We start from the raw sequence: 15581 nt of genomic DNA, 5'->3' as shown, positions 1-15581 counted from the left end.
TATTCTCATTCCAATCAACTGCTCACCTACTAAATCAACATATCTAATCCTTACATCTTAACTTCTATCCAACCTATTAAGTTCAAAAGGGAATTGGCTCAGGATTTTAAGGGTTGAGTTTGCAGCTCTTTCAATTAGTGATTAACAGACTGGTAAACCAGTAAAAGTTGGTGGTGAATTTTTTAAATATCACCACCAAGCTTTCACGTCTAAGGTATTAATTTTAAGGGTAAGTCCGCTATATTATTGGATTCAGACTCTACATATATCCCTCCTAACTAACCACCATCGATTGCTTCTCACCAAACTTCATATTAGCAACCCCAACCAACGTCTCTTTCAATTGAACATATTCCATATCAGGTAGAGCCTCAATCACCCCATAAAGCTCCCGCTTCTCCATAGGCACAGCCTTCCCAATAAAGATCTTCGGAAACACATGATCCTTCTGAACTTCATTATCATTAAGAAGCTCTTCATACATCTTCTCACCAGGTCTTAGGCCCGAATACTCAATCCCAATCTCATCAACCGTATAACCAGAAAGAGTAATAAGATTCCTCGCCAAATCAACAATCTTAACCGGTTCTCCCATATCCAGAACAAACACTTCTCCACCGCGAGCCAACGCCCCCGCCTGTATCACAAGCCGTGAGGCCTCTGGAATCGTCATGAAATATCTCGTAATATCCGGATGGGTAACCGTTATCGGACCTCCAGCTTGAATCTGTTTCTTAAACAATGGAATAACACTCCCGCGGCTGCCCAGCACATTCCCAAAACGTACTGCAACAAATCTTGTCTTGCTTTCCTTAGCCAAGTTCTGAATAATCATCTCAGCAAACCGCTTTGTTGCCCCCATCACATTCGGCGGATTCACGGCCTTATCAGTGGATATCAACACAAAAGCGCCAACACCAAATGTATCTGCTGCTTCCGCGACATTTCGTGTACCAAAAATATTATTCTTCACAGCTTCTCTTGGGTTATATTCCATTAGAGGAACATGCTTATGGGCTGCCGCGTGATAAACCACATCTGGCTGATATTGTTCCATCACGTTAAATATCCTTGCACGATCTTGGACATCAGCAATCACAGGAATGATTTCAATGCTTTCTCCATATCGATTACGCAATTCCATATCAATTAAATAAATGCTGTTCTCGCCATGTCCTAAAAGAATCAATCGTCCTGGCTTGAAACGACAAATCTGTCGGCAAATTTCTGATCCAATTGATCCACCCGCACCTGTGACCAAAATGGTTTTTCCTTCTACCTCTTCTGAGATGCTGTCAATATCGAGTCTATTCGGCTCACGGCCGAGTAAGTCTTCTACTTCAACATCCCTGAACTGTGTGACAGGTACATCGCCCGATATGATTTCATCGATGCGCGGCATGATTTGCACCTTTGCTGCCGTTTTTGAGCATTCCTCGTAAATTCGTTTTACTTGGCTCTTCTTAAGGGACGGTATCGCAATGATGATCGTTTCAATTTCATATAATGTAACAGCAGCAGGGATATAGGTTGTATCGCCCACTACATTAAGGCCATGGATTTGCAGCTTTTGTTTATTGCAATCATCATCTATGAAGGCTACAGGCAATAATTCGCCATCTGCCTTATTAAGCAAATGTCTCGCAAGCATCGTCCCAGCTGCACCAGCGCCAATGATTAATGTTTTTTTCTTATTGCATTGCTGTTTCTTAATCATTTGATTCCTTACCATTCTCCATGAGAAGCGAGAACCGCCAATAAATAAGACAAGAATCATCGCTGAGATTGTCAATGCTCGTACATAAATATCCTGAAAAAAGATCAATTGAATGATAGCAGTCGTGACAATTGTTAGTAATACAGCCTTGAAAATCGCAATTAATTCACTGACACTCGCATACTCCCATACCTTGTTATAAAGCTTATAAATGAGTGCATAGAGGTGATAGCTAGCGAGTAGGGCAATCGCCGTAATGGACAAGGTCCCCATCTGAAAGATGCTCATATATGGATGGAGGATTAAATAACTGAAGTAAATCGCCGATAAAACAATGGCAGAATCAATTAGAATCAGGGTAGTTAACCGTTTTCGGTATGACACGCATTTCTCTCCTCCCAAAAAAGGACCCGGCATTAACCAGGTCTACATTTTCTTATTTATTTGTCGTAGACATTCGTAATTTTTCTTCCATGAAACGATAGAGATCCTCTCTCAATGTTGATTCCTGCAAGGCAAACTCAATCGTTGTTTGAATAAACCCTAGCTTTTCGCCGACATCATAGCGTTTCCCTTCGAAATCATAGGCAAAGACACGTTGAATTTCATTCAATTTTTGAATCGCATCTGTTAGTTGTATTTCTCCGCCAGCGCCGATATTCTGTTCAGCAAGGAAGTTGAAGATTTCTGGACGCAATACATAACGTCCCATAATCGCCAAATTAGATGGCGCTGTTCCTGGCGCTGGTTTTTCAACGAACTCCTGTACTTGATAGCGGCGGCCATTTTGTTCAATCGGAGCGACAATCCCATATCTGTTCGTTTCATTCTCAGGGACGTGCTGAACACCAATAACGGATGAATACGTTTGTTCGTATTGATCCATTAATTGTCGTAAGCATGGTGTTTCCGCTTGGACAATATCATCCCCTAAGAGGACAGCGAACGGTTCATCCCCGATGAAGTTCCGTGCACACCAGATGGCATGGCCCAATCCCTTTGGATCCTTCTGACGAATATAATGGATATCAACCTTCGATGGGGCTTGTACTTTCTCGAGGAGCTCGAACTTCCCCTTTTCCATCAAGTTATTCTCCAGCTCATACGCATGATCGAAATGGTCCTCGATCGATCTCTTACCTTTCCCCGTGACAATGATAATATCTTCAATTCCTGAAGCAATGGCTTCCTCAACGATATACTGGATGGTCGGTTTATCGACAATTGGGAGCATTTCCTTTGGCATCGCTTTCGTTGCCGGCAGAAATCTCGTGCCAAGCCCAGCAGCTGGAATAATCGCTTTACGTACTTTTTTCATCTCGTCCTCCGGTCCTATTTCAGTCTATTTCTTTTCTCATATTCATTTTTACAATTCGTGGTAAATGGCTAGGCCTATCTATTCAAAAATCGCCATTATGCCTAAAGTTATTAGACAATTACATAGCAGATGTTTCATAATCAGTATGTAAGGGTATATTATTTATCGAATAAATTTCCAATAAATCCTTTATCCTACAAACGGTTTCATTATGATAAAAATAATAGGGCATCTAACCCTTCCTCACACCATCCTATTGACGACATGCATCTAAGGAAGGTAATCCTTCCCACAGCATGGCCGAGTGCCGTCATTGATAAAGGTCAGGCGGCATCACCTTACATGGTTATGTATTTAAAAGAGTCCTAGAAACTTACGCTGCCTGACCTTTTGGGGCATCTCTCGCATAATTGGCTTTCCCTCGATAAGCAATTGGGCATTTTCTTTGAAATAATAGAGGTGATCCACCCCAAATTGCTTCTCAATCTCATCAAACGCATCATTCATCCAAAATTGCCTCGATGAGGTATTATGGGCATCTGAAGCGATAAAGTGAATTAAGTTTGCATCTATTAAATCAGCTGATACCTTCTTGATTTTCTTCCCGAACTTACCCGTAATACTTCCATTTGTCAGCTGAGAAGCGACACCCATCTGTACAAAGTCATAGAGCAGATTTGGATTCTCAACAATAGCTGCATTACGTTCAGGATGGACCAATATCGGAAAGATTCCATGATTCAGTAAGTCAAAAAATAAAGTCTTTGTATACCTTGGAATATGAGTGGATGGAAATTCGATTAAGATGTATGGAGTATCATTAATTGTCTGAATGGAGCCTTGCTCCCATTCCTCTAATAGCTCGCCATAAACTCGCACTTCCTGTCCTGGGAGGACGGTTAAGGGAATTTTATTGATCGCAAGCTGCTTTTTAAATTGGTCCATTGACTGGAGGATATTCGTCTTTTCATTGTCATAGGCACCATTTTTATGGTGGGGGGTTGCGATGATCGTCTTAATGCCCTCACTGACGGCAAGCTTCGCCATCTCTAATGAGTCTTCCATTGTTGTCGCCCCGTCATCTAGACCGGGCAATATATGACTGTGTATGTCAATCATACACAACACCCCCTTAATTTCGTTTTCGCACACGAATTCTATAATACTTTGTATTTCATGAAAATACTAGAAATATGTCTACTTTTTTCCGTAATAATAATAGCTGCTGCCTTTAATCTTTTTGTTATTCAGAACAGCACCGAGAATTTTCGCCCCTGTATGCTCTAATAATTCCTTTGTTTTCACAGCCTCTTCGATTTGTGTACGTCCGCTGCTTACCACAAGAATGACTCCTTGGCACTCTCTCGCAAGGACTTGGGCATCCGTTACGGCTGTGACAGGCGGGCTATCAATAATAATGACATCGTAATCCTGCTTCACTTGGTTGATTAGCTCTTTCATCGATCTTGATGATAATAGCTCTGCTGGATTCGGCGGCAACGGGCCGCTTGTCAAGACGTGAAGTCCCAGCGGTTCAACCACCTGGACGGCTTTCTCAAGGGTTGTTTGCTTGGTCAATACATTCGTTAGCCCTGCTGTATTTAGGCAAGCAAACGTATAATGAGCAGTCGGTCGGCGTAAATCGGCATCGATGAAAAGAGTCCGTTTTCCTTGCTGGGCAAAGACAACTGCTGTATTCGAAGCCGTTGTTGATTTCCCTTCTGATGGTCCGGAAGACGTAATTAAGATCGTCTGCAGCTCTTCATCTACAGCCGTGAACTGAATATTCGTCCGCAGCGTCCTGAATTGCTCCGATACCGGTGATTTAGGGTCTGAATACGTGACAAGCTTACGCTGATTCCCCATGCCGATTTCTTTTTTAGACTTTTTGCGTACCAATTGGTTCACCTCTTCCTGTCCTTGATAAACTTCCTGCCTTTGCCTCCGCATGGCCATTTGTTGCCTCAATCTCCCCGATCACCCCAATAATCGGCATCCCTAGTATTCTCTCAATATCCTGCTCTGTCTTAATTGTGTTGTCCAAATATTCAAGTAGAAAGGCTATCCCTACTCCAATCATGAGTCCGACAACGAGAGCGATGGCAATATTCATAAGCGGCTGCGGTTTAATCGGTGACGCTGAATCAGAGACCTCTGCCTTAGCTAGAATACTGACATTATCGACATTCATGATATCCACGATTTCCTTCTGGAATGTGCTGGCAACCGTGTTGGCAATCTTCGCTGCCATCACCGGATCTTCATCTGTAACAGATACCTTTACGACCTGTGAGTTCTGCTCGCTGGCAACCGTAATCTTGCCATTTAGAGCACCAACAGACATATCCAAGTCTAATTCGTCAATGACCTTGTCCAGGATAGCCGGGCTCTTCATGATGACATTATAGGTATCAATGAGCTGCAAGTTTGTCTGGATCTGATTGTTATTATATACAGCCGCTTCATCCTTTGACTGATTTACAAGCAATTGCGTGGATGACTGATAGATTGGTGTTAAAAGAAAAAAACTTGTAACTCCGCTTACCAGCACCGCGAGGACCGTAATGGTAATAATGAGCAATGCCCGCTTCTTCAAGGTTGCGAACAGGTCCTTTAAGCTGATCGTTTCTTCCATATGTCCCTCCAACGATTTTAGATAATAATCATTATACAACATATGACAGAAAATTCGCCTGTTTTGTGACAATTTTTTATGATATGTTAAAAATAATTAATGAAACTGACTATTCCGTCACATAATTGGTTGGAGGATGAAAAGAATGAAATACGTTGGAACTCTACTCTTATGCTTGCTCTGTATTGGGGTATTGGTTACCGGCCAAATGCATTGGTCGAATAAAATTGAACAAGCGAGTACACTCAAGGCTGCTACTACTAATGAGAAAGCACCCGCTAAAAAGACCGATCCTTTTAGCAAGGTGGCGGATCGCGGCTTAAAGGAAACCTTGCAATTGGCTGCCTGGGAAAATGAAAACGGCAGTGCTCGGATTCTGATTGCTGGCTCTGATTCACTCGGAACCGACAAGGAAGGAACGGCTGCTTTGTTGGGTGAGCGATTAAAAGAAGCGTATGGAGATAAAGTCACTGTCCAGCATCTCGAATATGAAGGGAATTCAGTCGATTTCTTAGCGGAGGACATGGTGAAAGACTATATTGCGGCCGAGCCGGATGTGTTCATTTATGAACCACTGCTCCTCAACAGCAACGGTATCTCCTCAGCGGTAGAGTCAACGCCAGAGATGATTGATGAGGTTCTAGAAAAGCTAGAAGCCGAAAATGAATACATGTATACGATTCTCACCCCGCCGAATCCGATTTACGGGGCAACCTATTACCCGCGTGAAGTGGAGGATTTGAAGGTATATGCTGAAGAACATGATATTACATATGTTGATCATTGGAGCGCATGGCCCGATGATCAAAGTCAGGAAATTTTGGATTATTTAAATGAGGAGCAAAGCGCACCGAATGATAAGGGTGCGGAGATCTGGGCTGATGAGATCTTGACATTATTTGGGCTGTAAATACATAAGGAATTTCTGTTCATCGGACAGAAATTCCCTTTTTTTCTTCAATTCCAGGAAATCCTTCCGATAAATGATTCGAGGTGAAGATGAAAAAATGAACAAACGACTTCTTAAATCCATTTGTCTTATCGTCATTCTGTCATTTGTCCTTTCACAAGTCCCTGCGCCAACGGAAGCGGCCAGTTATTCTGCAAAGGTCACAGCGGATATATTGAACGTCCGCTCCAAAGCGACAACGAAATCATCCATTACATTTAAATTAAAGCAAGGATCGACGGTTACGGTTACATCTAAGAAGAACGGCTGGTCTTCTATCATCTATAACAAGAAAACAGGCTGGGTATCAAGCCAATATCTGTCCTATATGAATTGGACAGGCTACTCAACTGGCTCAATCGATATCCGTCAATCTGCTTCCTCAAAAGCAAAATCACTCAGCAAGATCAATAAAGGGACAGCCTTAACCGTAAAGGACCAAAGCGGTAATTGGCTTAAAGTCTATTATTCTAGCAAGAAGATAACAGGCTGGGTGCTAGCTTCACAGATTTCGACGAAGAAACCTTCTACTTCTACTTCGGTCTCTAATCTTGGAACCTACTATGTCACAGCATCAAGCTTGAATGTACGGGAGAAAGCGACGACCTCCTCCAAAGTGATTGGCTCTGTGAAGAAGAATGCTGCCCTTACCCTGCTCAAGAAAAGCGGCACTTGGGGACAGGTCAAACTCAGCAACGGCAAAACAGGTTGGGTTTCGATGAGTTACTTGACGACGAAGAGGCCTTCTACTGCGGCTTCCAATCTCGGGACCTACTACGTGACCGTTTCGAGCCTGAATGTTCGGGAGAAAGCGACGACTTCCTCCAAAGTGATCGGCTCTGTGAAGAAGAATGCTGCCCTTACCCTGCTCAAGAAAAGCGGCACTTGGGGACAGGTCAAACTCAGCAACGGCAAAACAGGTTGGGTTTCGATGAGTTACTTGACGACGAAGAGGCCTTCTACTGCGGCTTCCAATCTCGGGACCTACTACGTGACCGTTTCGAGCCTGAATGTACGGGAAAAAGCCACTACTTCCTCCAAGGTGATTGGCTCTGTGAAAAGGCATGCTGCCCTTACCCTGATCAAGAAAAGCGGAAGCTGGGGACAGGTTAAACTAAGCAATGGGAAAAAGGGATGGGTTTCAACAAAATATCTGACGACCAAAAAGCCAGAAAGCAATCTCGGAACCTATTATGTCTCTCCGAAGACACTTGCCATCAAGGAAAAGGCTTCTTCTTCCGCCAAAACGCTTGTCACCTTGAAACAGAATGAGGCCATCACGCTGCAATCCAAAAGCGGAGATTGGGGCAAGGTAAAGACAAGTACCGGCAAGGTCGGATGGACACAGCTTAAGCATCTATCTACGAAGAAAATTGTGAATACCCCGACGCCCGGACCTGTTGCAGCACCAGCAGAGTATATGTATTTGACCGGGAAAGCCTCTGTTTACAAGGATGCCAACGCCAAATCAACTGTATTGACGACTGCTGCTTTAGGAACAAAGGTCCAAAAATTAAGCACGAAGAATGGCTTTACCCAGGTAAAACTGACCTCCGGCATAATTGGCTGGGTTTCTTCTAGTCTCCTAAAAACGAAAACGGTAAAGGGTAAAACAATCGTCATCGATGCCGGACATGGCGGTACTGACCCAGGTGCCGTCGGTTCTGTCCTTAGAACAAAGGAAAAAAATATTACGCTCAGCACCGCTAACCAACTGGCTGCCCTGTTACGAAACGCCGGCGCAACGGTTATCATGACCCGCTCAAGCGATGTGTATATCACCCTTGATAACCGTGCTGCCATCAGCAATCGAAACAAAGCAGATGCTTTCATCAGCATTCATTACAATGCAGCGAGTGCCTCTAATGCCAAGGGAATTGAGACGTATTACTACCTCAATTCAAGGCTCGCCAGCTCGCTGCAGGGTGAAATGGTGAAAACAACCGGCCTTCTAAATCGAGGGGTAAAATATGCGAAATACCGAGTTCTTTCGATTAACACTCAGCCAGCTGCATTGGTCGAACTCGGCTTCCTGACGAATGCAGCTGAAGAGAAGAAGATTTCTCAGGCCAGCTACCACAAGAAGGCTGCCCAGGGTATTCTGAACGGATTAAATGTCTTCTTCAGCAAATAACCGCTAAGCCGTCCAAATAAACTTGGACGGCTTTTTTATATATGCCTATTTCCGAATATGTCCCACTCCAAATTTATTTCCTCGAATAAACTATATGGATTCGCTATATAGATGGAAGTGGTTTGGATGGGCAAGGGTAATCATACGAAAGAGATTATTGGCTCCTGGATGCAGGCGATCGGTAATGCCATTGAAGCCTATGGCTCGACTCCTTCCATTCCTCTTGACGATGAAACGCGGGATGATCTCAACCAGGTTGGCCTGACGATGCAGGCGGTCGGAAGCGGCCTGGAAGCGGACGGGCAGAGTACTCCTTACTCTTTTGAATATGTAGGCGCTGTGATTACATCCATTGGTTCAGTTGAGGAGCTACTGCCACTTCTTAGAGACTTCTCCCTTGAAGCCGATTATTTATTGGAGACTCAGGGCAATATCCTTCAAGGGCTCGGTTCTGCGCTTCAGGCTTACGATGAGATTATAAATGGAACGCCCTCAGGAGCCTATGAGGGAATCATCGGTAATTCCCTGCAATCGATTGGCTGCTTCATTTCGGTCCTTGGCATCAAGATTGAACTGACCGACCAAGAGGATGGCCAGCGCATTAATGCACTTGGCTCATGGGTTCAGGCATTCGGGGCAATCATAGCAGCTATTGGACAGCAGCTAGAGGAAGAGGCAGAGGAAGAAGAAGCTGGTTCAGAGCCAACTCAATACGGGCAAGGCAATGCCCCATTCTTCCTCAGGTAGGGCATTGTATCTGCCTGCAATCATCATGGACAAGCTGATTTTAAACAAAACCCACCCACTTTCGCATATGGTGAATACACTGTAAAAGATAAGCTATTGACGGGTGTGGTATCTGTGTTACTAAATCAATACAAAGAAATACTGGGGGCGTGGATGCAGGCGGCCGGAAATATTATCAGCGCCATCGCATCTACGCCCACCGACCGATTATCTGATTCTGCTCAAGCGAATCTCAATACGGTTGGCCTCGCCCTGCAAGCAGTCGGCGGTGGACTAGAGACTGAGGGGCAAGGTACGCCGTTCTCGCTTGAGTATATCGGGAATGCGCTTGCAACCATCGGTGTACTCGAGGACCTCACCGCTGCTGTCATTGAATTCCCTGATGAGACAGATACCACTCTCAATATTCAGGGGAATTTACTGCAGGCGCTAGGCAGTGCAATTGCCGCAGTGGATGAGACGCAGGACAGCACGACTGTCGGACAACTCGAAGGATTCATCGGGAATGTCATCCAAACCATTGGGAGCGTCATTCAAGTCATCGGAATTAAAGTTCAGTCTGCCGGGTCCCAGCAAGACCAGGACGATAATGAGCAAACGAACGAGGATGATAATCAAGACCAAGCTGATGGACAGAACAGCCAACAAAATCAAGTTGGCTCCTACATGAAATGGAATCAGCAAAATGGCTCAAATGACCAAAATCAAAATGACCAAAGCCAAAAAGAAGGGCAGAACTTAATCGCTGTCGGTTCATGGATTCAAGCAATCGGTGCCGTCATCGCTGCAATCGGACAGCAAAAAGAAGAAATGCACGAGCTTCAGCTTGGTATTGATGAATAAGAAGGTGGAGAAAGATGGAGAAAGAAAACCTGCTTCTAGAGTATATTGGTTCCTGGCTGTTGGCCCTCGGTGCGAACATCGATGCCGCTGCTGCCACCCCCACACCCTTATTAACGGATGAGCAATTAGAGGAGATTAGTCTTGTCGGCTTTGAGCTTCAAGCCCTCGGCTTCGCCCTCTTGGCAGACAGCCAAAATGAGTTGAACCTTGAATCTGCCGGTAATGGTATTGCCTCTATCGGGATGCTTGAAATTATCTCGTCTATCCTCCTTCCCTTTCCAGAGGAGACGGATACGAACCTTGAGGTATCAGGAAACCTCCTAGCCTCGCTCGGGGCCTTCATGATTTTCGCCGAAGAACTCGATAAAGACCCCCGCGTGCCTGGTCAAACCTTAGAAACAATCGGCATCCTCATGCAAGCTATTGGATCAGGCGTGCTCGCAATCGCATTAAGGCTTCAAGCAAATCAGGAGGATAAGGAAGAAAGCGAACAGCAGCAAACAGCGGAGGATGAAGAAAAATCCATCTCCATCACCAATTTAATCACTTGGTCGAACTGGCTCGTCGCGGCCGGTACAATCGTCGCCTTAATTGGCGTGGGAATCAGGTTCAGCAGCGAAACACAATGAACCTGTTTCCTTCTTTATACATAAATAGAGAGACCGCTGCCCCGCGGTCTCCTTATGTCAAAATGAAATAGAGGATGATTCCCATCAACACCCAGATAATAATAGAAAACAGACATCCTGCCCTCATTCCTCTAATAAAGGATGTTTTATCTGTCTGAAAATGCTGCATAAGCATGCTCCTTTAATCCAGCTTGGCGCCTTGCCTCTCTATTTTACAAATATATGTAAGCTTCAACTAGTCTTTCTCATGAAATAAACTGAATAAAACACTGTATTTTCCTATCTTTTCATCGACATATCTCACCGTTATGCCCCTCTTTTACACCATTCCCTATCACATCTCCTCACATGCTGTTTAACGATACGCTATCTTCCTTTTTTTGTAGGTATTTGTTCTGTTTCAGATAGGAATTTTTACGGTATAAAGAGAGTACAAACTTAAAACAGAAGGAGGCGTAAGTGATGAAGATCAGCGCAGGCAGCTGGAGAATGCTTTCCCGGCAGGAGAAATTATTTATCTTAAATGCCATTAGCAAACGTCGCTCTGCCTGAAGGAGTCCGGATATATTCCCAATGGAGAAACGTCCTCATACCAATTTCCCCCTCATCTCCTCTCATACGATTGACCCACCCTCTCACCTCGCTAAAAGCGGGTGATTTTTTTTATGCTTTTTATTAATCAAACGATTGATTAAGTCTATAACGGGTATCAGGACAATATACATGTTGTAAGGGCTTCAACTGGTCTGGCCACTAATGTTTATCGAAAAATGGATAAGTCTCATAAATATTGTTTGAAATGTTAAACAATTTACCGATATAGTAAATAGTATAGAACCAAACCCAAATACCTAAGCCTAAAGGTGGTGATTGGGAATTGAGAAAACTCCCATTATCTAAACTCCAAAAAGGCCTGATTACGGCTTGTGCACTTATTATATGTATATCCATCTATTTAATTGAACGCCCTCTTACGAAAGATGACTTAATCGAACAGGTTGAAACCGCATTCAAACAGCAAGACAGTTCCGTTCTATCCAAGGTGCTGACCTCATCCAATCAAAAACTTCAAATTGACGAGACGAACACAAAGGCACTCATGAGCTACCTCCAAGAGAATCCTGAATACGCGCAATCAATCCTAACCGTTCTGCAAGAGCAATCCAGGTATTATGATGAACAAGACAGCGTCTCAGCAAACGACGCCACATCAGCCGAAAAGATTGAAGGCTTCCTAACACTCAAGAAAGAGGATCACCTCATCCTCCCTGACACCTACTCAATCGAAATCGAGCCTGTCTACCTAACCGTCTGCACAAATGCCGAGGATGCCGTCATCAAAATTAATGGCGAAAAAGTCACCGAAACAACGAAAAAATCATGCGAAAAGAAAGTAGGTCCCCTTCTCCCTGGAGAATACACCGTTGAGGCCGCCACCAAGGGACAGGGCACCAAAATCAAGAAAACCGAAACCGTCGTCCTATGGAACAGCGATGAAGAAATCACCATTGACCTCGTCTCAGAAGACGTAGGCCTACAAACCAATACAGACAAAAAGTAGCAGCATCTCCTGATAGCTGCTCTTTTTTAAGCGCAATAACCCACTAAAAATAATTCATTATGTAATATTTTCTACATTTCTACATGAAATGAGTATAAAATCTCAAGAAATTGAAAGGAGGAATGCGTATAGTAAATATAATAGGTAATTATTCTATAGAAATAATAAAAACAGCGGACCCTAGGCAAGATCCCCTGTTTGTATTACATATAGAGTGCATTAACCAATCGCTCTGATATGATCAAATGCTTTCTGAGAGTCTGTAGGTTTGGCTGGCATCTCTTTTCCTGGACTGAAAACCCAAGGAGGAAATGGAAGATCTACTGCCACTTCATTGCCAATGCTAAATACCCAAGGAGGAAATGGAAGATCTCTTGCCAGTTGGTTGCCAACACTAGATTGTGATTGAATTGTAGCTTCTTCTACAGTACCTAATGATTTATCATTAGAATTAATCACAATTAATATTGCCAAAACTGCAATACTAAGTAAGCTTACACCAAAAATTTTAACTTTCGTTTTCATGCAATTTCTCCTTTTCATAATTAATATCATGAGTATAATTGGTATATACACCATCTAATACCATTTAATCATATTATATAAATGCATTGAAGTTGAAAAAACAGGGACTTTAGATACAAAATAGATTTTAATCTCTTCAAAACGTAAGCTTATCGACTTAATTATAACTATAGGCATATTTTTTCAGAGAGGGGGGCACATATGGATTTCTCTGTTATCGGACAAAGGATTAGAGAGCTAAGAAAATCTTTAAAGCTATCACAAGAGGAACTAGCTGAGGGCATATGTACCCAAGCACAGATCAGTAAAATAGAAAAAGGGGATGTATTCCCCTATGCAAACACCCTGTATTTAATTTCAAAAAAGCTAGGTGTTGATGTGAACTATTTCTTTGAAATCGGATCCACTCCTAGAATTGATTATGTTAATGAGGTCATTCGCCAGCTAAGATTAGCAAGGAGAAGTTGGAATTTTGAGGACATAGAAAGGATCATAAGCTTAGAGGAGAAAAACCCCTTATTCACTCAAAATAATCGTAATCTACAAATGATCCTCTGGCATAAAGCCATATATCAGCATGCTGTATATGAGGATTCAGAAAAGGCAAGAGAAATTCTATGGGATGCCATCAATAAGACACATACGAATGATAAGATTTGGTCTGAGAGAGAAATTGAACTGCTCATCACCATCGGGTCTATTTATGCAGATGAAGGACGGCAACATGAATCCTTAGAAACTTTGCTGCAAGCTCTTGAGCATATAAAACAAGTTGTTTTTATCAGTGACAATACAATACTTCCAAGGCTTTGTTATAACTTAGCCAGAGTATACGCTAAAGACGGCAACTTTGAAGAGTCTATTTTCTACTGCAAGATGGGTATTAAACATTGTTTAGAAAAGGACAATCTCTATCCATTAGGGGAGTTGCATTATCATTTATGTTTCAACTATGAAAAAATAGGGCGTTATCAAGATGCGTTATCAACCTTAGACAAAGCAGCCACTATATTTGAGCTCATAGAAGATTATAATTATCTACCACTACTAGAAGATGGACGAAAAAACCTTCTTAAATTAATTGACGAAGAAAAACAAAAAGAAACCGATCACGCCCTGTGATCGGTTTTTTCATTCACATCTTAAAGACCCTGACGCCCATTGCATCCATACCCCTTACATTCACGACCCCTGCTTCATCCGTTTTAATGCTGTACACGTCCGGCTCTGGGTTGGCAATGACCTCATAAATCAGTCCGCCATACTCAGCTGGATGAAGCATGCCGATTTCATTGCCTGATGATGCCTCTTGCTCAATCGAATAGATGGGCCATTCGTTTTCATCAGGCGGCAGCATTATAAAGGTGCGCTCAAATGGTTTCGGCAATGACTTGTCCATATAATCCAGTGGATTGACGGCATTCTTCTTCTCCTGATTCCATCTTCCCTTGTGTATCTCAAAATGCAGATGCTGAACCTCCGTATGACCGGTTGAACCCATGTAGCCAATAATGGTCCCCTGCTTTATGCTCTCTCCCACGCTGAATTTACGCGATCGCGGCCGCATATGGGTGTAGATGGATTCATAAATCTCCCCGCCAATATGGTGAACGATGAAGATGGTTTCTCCATATGTTTGGCAGTAGTATGAACGACTTATGACGCCATCGGCAGAAGCTTTGACAGACACATTCCCCGGTGCGGCGATATCGATTGCCTCATGGACTCCGAGCTCAAACCCGCGGATACAGCTGCCTAAAGCCGGTTTCATAAAATCCACATCTCTTCCCTCCTGCTTGTCCCTGCCTCACCTTTATCATATGCGACAGTTTGCGAGCCTGATTGGGCATATGAAAAAAGAACAGCCCCAGCTGTTCTTTCATCATGTATTTTGCTTCCTCCTCCTGCTCCACAGCAGAAAGAGCAACACACCGCAAATCCCGCCGACCGTATCAATGATTACGTCCTGAAAGAGCGGTGTCCGTTCCCCGTTAAAGGATTGATGCCACTCATCCGAGCAGGCATACAGAAACACAAATAGAATTGTCAGGGCCGCAAGCTTAAGCGGCTTCCTCTTCATCCAAATATGTAAGATACTTGCCACAAAAACGGAAAGGACAAGATAAATACTGAAATGAGCTCCCTTCCGAATGAAGAACTCAATGAATCCAGGAACTCCCTTCGTCTCCACACTGACAATATGACCCGCATAGGTAAATTCAACCTTCGAGAGCAGGGATACAATCGCGTCAGGCAGCTGCACCTTCTCGCTAATCAGCGGCTGCAGATTCTGCTCAGAATACGGCTGTGAGGAGGAGTAGAAGATAATCCCGATAATTAATAAGGCAAAAACGATACGTATGATTAGCTTCTTGTTTAGATTATTCATAGTAATATCCTATAGGAATTTTCTCCTAGCGTAAATGAGTTTGTGATAGATTATCCTTATTATTTCCAACTTGATTATTAATCAATCGATTGATTAACGATAAAAAAGCAGTCATCTAGATTCAATGAACATAG

Annotated in this window: 15 protein-coding genes; 7 read left to right on the top strand and 8 right to left on the bottom strand. The window is 43.3% G+C overall.

Annotated elements, in window-relative coordinates:
- Positions 1-274 precede the first annotated feature (274 nt).
- The 5 genes from AC622_RS00945 to AC622_RS00925 all read right to left on the bottom strand — a co-directional run bounded on the left by AC622_RS00945 (position 275) and on the right by AC622_RS00925 (position 5670).
- Positions 275-2101, bottom strand: a complete 1827-nt coding sequence (locus AC622_RS00945) for a nucleoside-diphosphate sugar epimerase/dehydratase (RefSeq protein ID WP_049669365.1) — start codon at positions 2099-2101, stop codon at positions 275-277.
- Between the two features lie 52 nt (positions 2102-2153).
- Positions 2154-3035: a UTP--glucose-1-phosphate uridylyltransferase GalU gene (gene galU, locus AC622_RS00940; RefSeq protein ID WP_049669364.1), complete on the bottom strand. Its 882-nt coding sequence runs from the start codon at positions 3033-3035 to the stop codon at positions 2154-2156.
- Positions 3036-3389: 354 nt separating this feature from the next.
- Positions 3390-4154, bottom strand: coding sequence for a tyrosine-protein phosphatase (locus AC622_RS00935; RefSeq protein ID WP_049669363.1), 765 nt, complete (start codon positions 4152-4154; stop codon positions 3390-3392).
- Between the two features lie 78 nt (positions 4155-4232).
- A complete protein-coding gene (locus AC622_RS00930) occupies positions 4233-4901 on the bottom strand; it encodes a CpsD/CapB family tyrosine-protein kinase (RefSeq protein ID WP_156185679.1) in 669 nt (222 codons plus the stop codon).
- Positions 4902-4914: 13 nt separating this feature from the next.
- Entirely contained in the window at positions 4915-5670 is a 756-nt protein-coding gene (locus AC622_RS00925; RefSeq protein ID WP_049669362.1) for a YveK family protein, read from the bottom strand.
- A gap of 145 nt (positions 5671-5815) precedes the next feature.
- Here AC622_RS00925 and AC622_RS00920 point away from each other — a divergent pair, with 145 nt between their 5' ends.
- The 6 genes from AC622_RS00920 (at position 5816) to AC622_RS00895 (ending at position 12533) form a co-directional block, all read left to right on the top strand.
- Positions 5816-6580, top strand: a complete 765-nt coding sequence (locus tag AC622_RS00920) for an SGNH/GDSL hydrolase family protein (protein ID WP_049669361.1) — start codon at positions 5816-5818, stop codon at positions 6578-6580.
- A gap of 97 nt (positions 6581-6677) precedes the next feature.
- Complete coding sequence (locus AC622_RS00915) at positions 6678-8753, top strand: SH3 domain-containing protein (protein WP_197089886.1); 2076 nt, start codon at positions 6678-6680, stop codon at positions 8751-8753.
- A 126-nt stretch (positions 8754-8879) separates the two neighbouring features.
- Positions 8880-9500, top strand: coding sequence for a DUF6944 family repetitive protein (locus AC622_RS00910; protein ID WP_049669359.1), 621 nt, complete (start codon positions 8880-8882; stop codon positions 9498-9500).
- 114 nt (positions 9501-9614) lie between these two features.
- Complete coding sequence (locus AC622_RS00905; protein WP_156185524.1) at positions 9615-10343, top strand: DUF6944 family repetitive protein; 729 nt, start codon at positions 9615-9617, stop codon at positions 10341-10343.
- Between the two features lie 14 nt (positions 10344-10357).
- Positions 10358-10972: a DUF6944 family repetitive protein gene (locus AC622_RS00900; protein WP_049669357.1), complete on the top strand. Its 615-nt coding sequence runs from the start codon at positions 10358-10360 to the stop codon at positions 10970-10972.
- An 877-nt stretch (positions 10973-11849) separates the two neighbouring features.
- Complete coding sequence (locus AC622_RS00895; protein ID WP_049669356.1) at positions 11850-12533, top strand: TcaA second domain-containing protein; 684 nt, start codon at positions 11850-11852, stop codon at positions 12531-12533.
- Between the two features lie 219 nt (positions 12534-12752).
- Here AC622_RS00895 and AC622_RS00890 read toward each other — a convergent pair whose 3' ends face one another.
- Positions 12753-13058 carry a hypothetical protein gene (locus tag AC622_RS00890; protein WP_049669355.1) on the bottom strand — a complete coding sequence of 102 codons (306 nt, stop codon included), beginning with the start codon at positions 13056-13058 and terminating at the stop codon, positions 12753-12755.
- 201 nt (positions 13059-13259) lie between these two features.
- Here AC622_RS00890 and AC622_RS00885 point away from each other — a divergent pair, with 201 nt between their 5' ends.
- Positions 13260-14180, top strand: coding sequence for a helix-turn-helix domain-containing protein (locus tag AC622_RS00885; protein ID WP_082196973.1), 921 nt, complete (start codon positions 13260-13262; stop codon positions 14178-14180).
- Positions 14181-14193: 13 nt separating this feature from the next.
- Here the strand turns inward: AC622_RS00885 and AC622_RS00880 are convergent, their stop codons facing one another.
- The gene (locus AC622_RS00880) at positions 14194-14829 is read right to left on the bottom strand and encodes a M23 family metallopeptidase (RefSeq protein ID WP_231589567.1); all 636 of its coding nucleotides are present in this window, start codon (positions 14827-14829) and stop codon (positions 14194-14196) included.
- 111 nt (positions 14830-14940) lie between these two features.
- Positions 14941-15447 (bottom strand): VanZ family protein, encoded by a 507-nt coding sequence (locus tag AC622_RS00875; protein WP_049669353.1) that lies wholly within the window; start codon positions 15445-15447, stop codon positions 14941-14943.
- Positions 15448-15581: the final 134 nt, after the last annotated feature.

Source organism: Bacillus sp. FJAT-27916, assembly GCF_001183965.1.
Lineage (GTDB): Bacteria > Bacillota > Bacilli > Bacillales > Pradoshiaceae > Pradoshia.
This window is presented reverse-complemented; position numbering and strand designations above follow the sequence as displayed.

What these genes read in the sequence shown, in the direction of transcription:
- AC622_RS00930 (WP_156185679.1), bottom strand. Translation starts at nt 4,901, where the DNA reads ATGGGGAATCAGCGTAAGCTTGTCACGTATTCAGACCCTAAATCACCG.
- AC622_RS00915 (WP_197089886.1), top strand. Translation starts at nt 6,678, where the DNA reads ATGAACAAACGACTTCTTAAATCCATTTGTCTTATCGTCATTCTGTCA.
- AC622_RS00890 (WP_049669355.1), bottom strand. Translation starts at nt 13,058, where the DNA reads ATGAAAACGAAAGTTAAAATTTTTGGTGTAAGCTTACTTAGTATTGCA.
- AC622_RS00875 (WP_049669353.1), bottom strand. Translation starts at nt 15,447, where the DNA reads ATGAATAATCTAAACAAGAAGCTAATCATACGTATCGTTTTTGCCTTA.
- AC622_RS00925 (WP_049669362.1), bottom strand. Translation starts at nt 5,670, where the DNA reads ATGGAAGAAACGATCAGCTTAAAGGACCTGTTCGCAACCTTGAAGAAG.
- AC622_RS00885 (WP_082196973.1), top strand. Translation starts at nt 13,260, where the DNA reads ATGGATTTCTCTGTTATCGGACAAAGGATTAGAGAGCTAAGAAAATCT.
- AC622_RS00935 (WP_049669363.1), bottom strand. Translation starts at nt 4,154, where the DNA reads ATGATTGACATACACAGTCATATATTGCCCGGTCTAGATGACGGGGCG.
- AC622_RS00910 (WP_049669359.1), top strand. Translation starts at nt 8,880, where the DNA reads ATGGGCAAGGGTAATCATACGAAAGAGATTATTGGCTCCTGGATGCAG.
- AC622_RS00920 (WP_049669361.1), top strand. Translation starts at nt 5,816, where the DNA reads ATGAAATACGTTGGAACTCTACTCTTATGCTTGCTCTGTATTGGGGTA.
- AC622_RS00880 (WP_231589567.1), bottom strand. Translation starts at nt 14,829, where the DNA reads ATGAAACCGGCTTTAGGCAGCTGTATCCGCGGGTTTGAGCTCGGAGTC.
- galU (WP_049669364.1), bottom strand. Translation starts at nt 3,035, where the DNA reads ATGAAAAAAGTACGTAAAGCGATTATTCCAGCTGCTGGGCTTGGCACG.
- AC622_RS00900 (WP_049669357.1), top strand. Translation starts at nt 10,358, where the DNA reads ATGGAGAAAGAAAACCTGCTTCTAGAGTATATTGGTTCCTGGCTGTTG.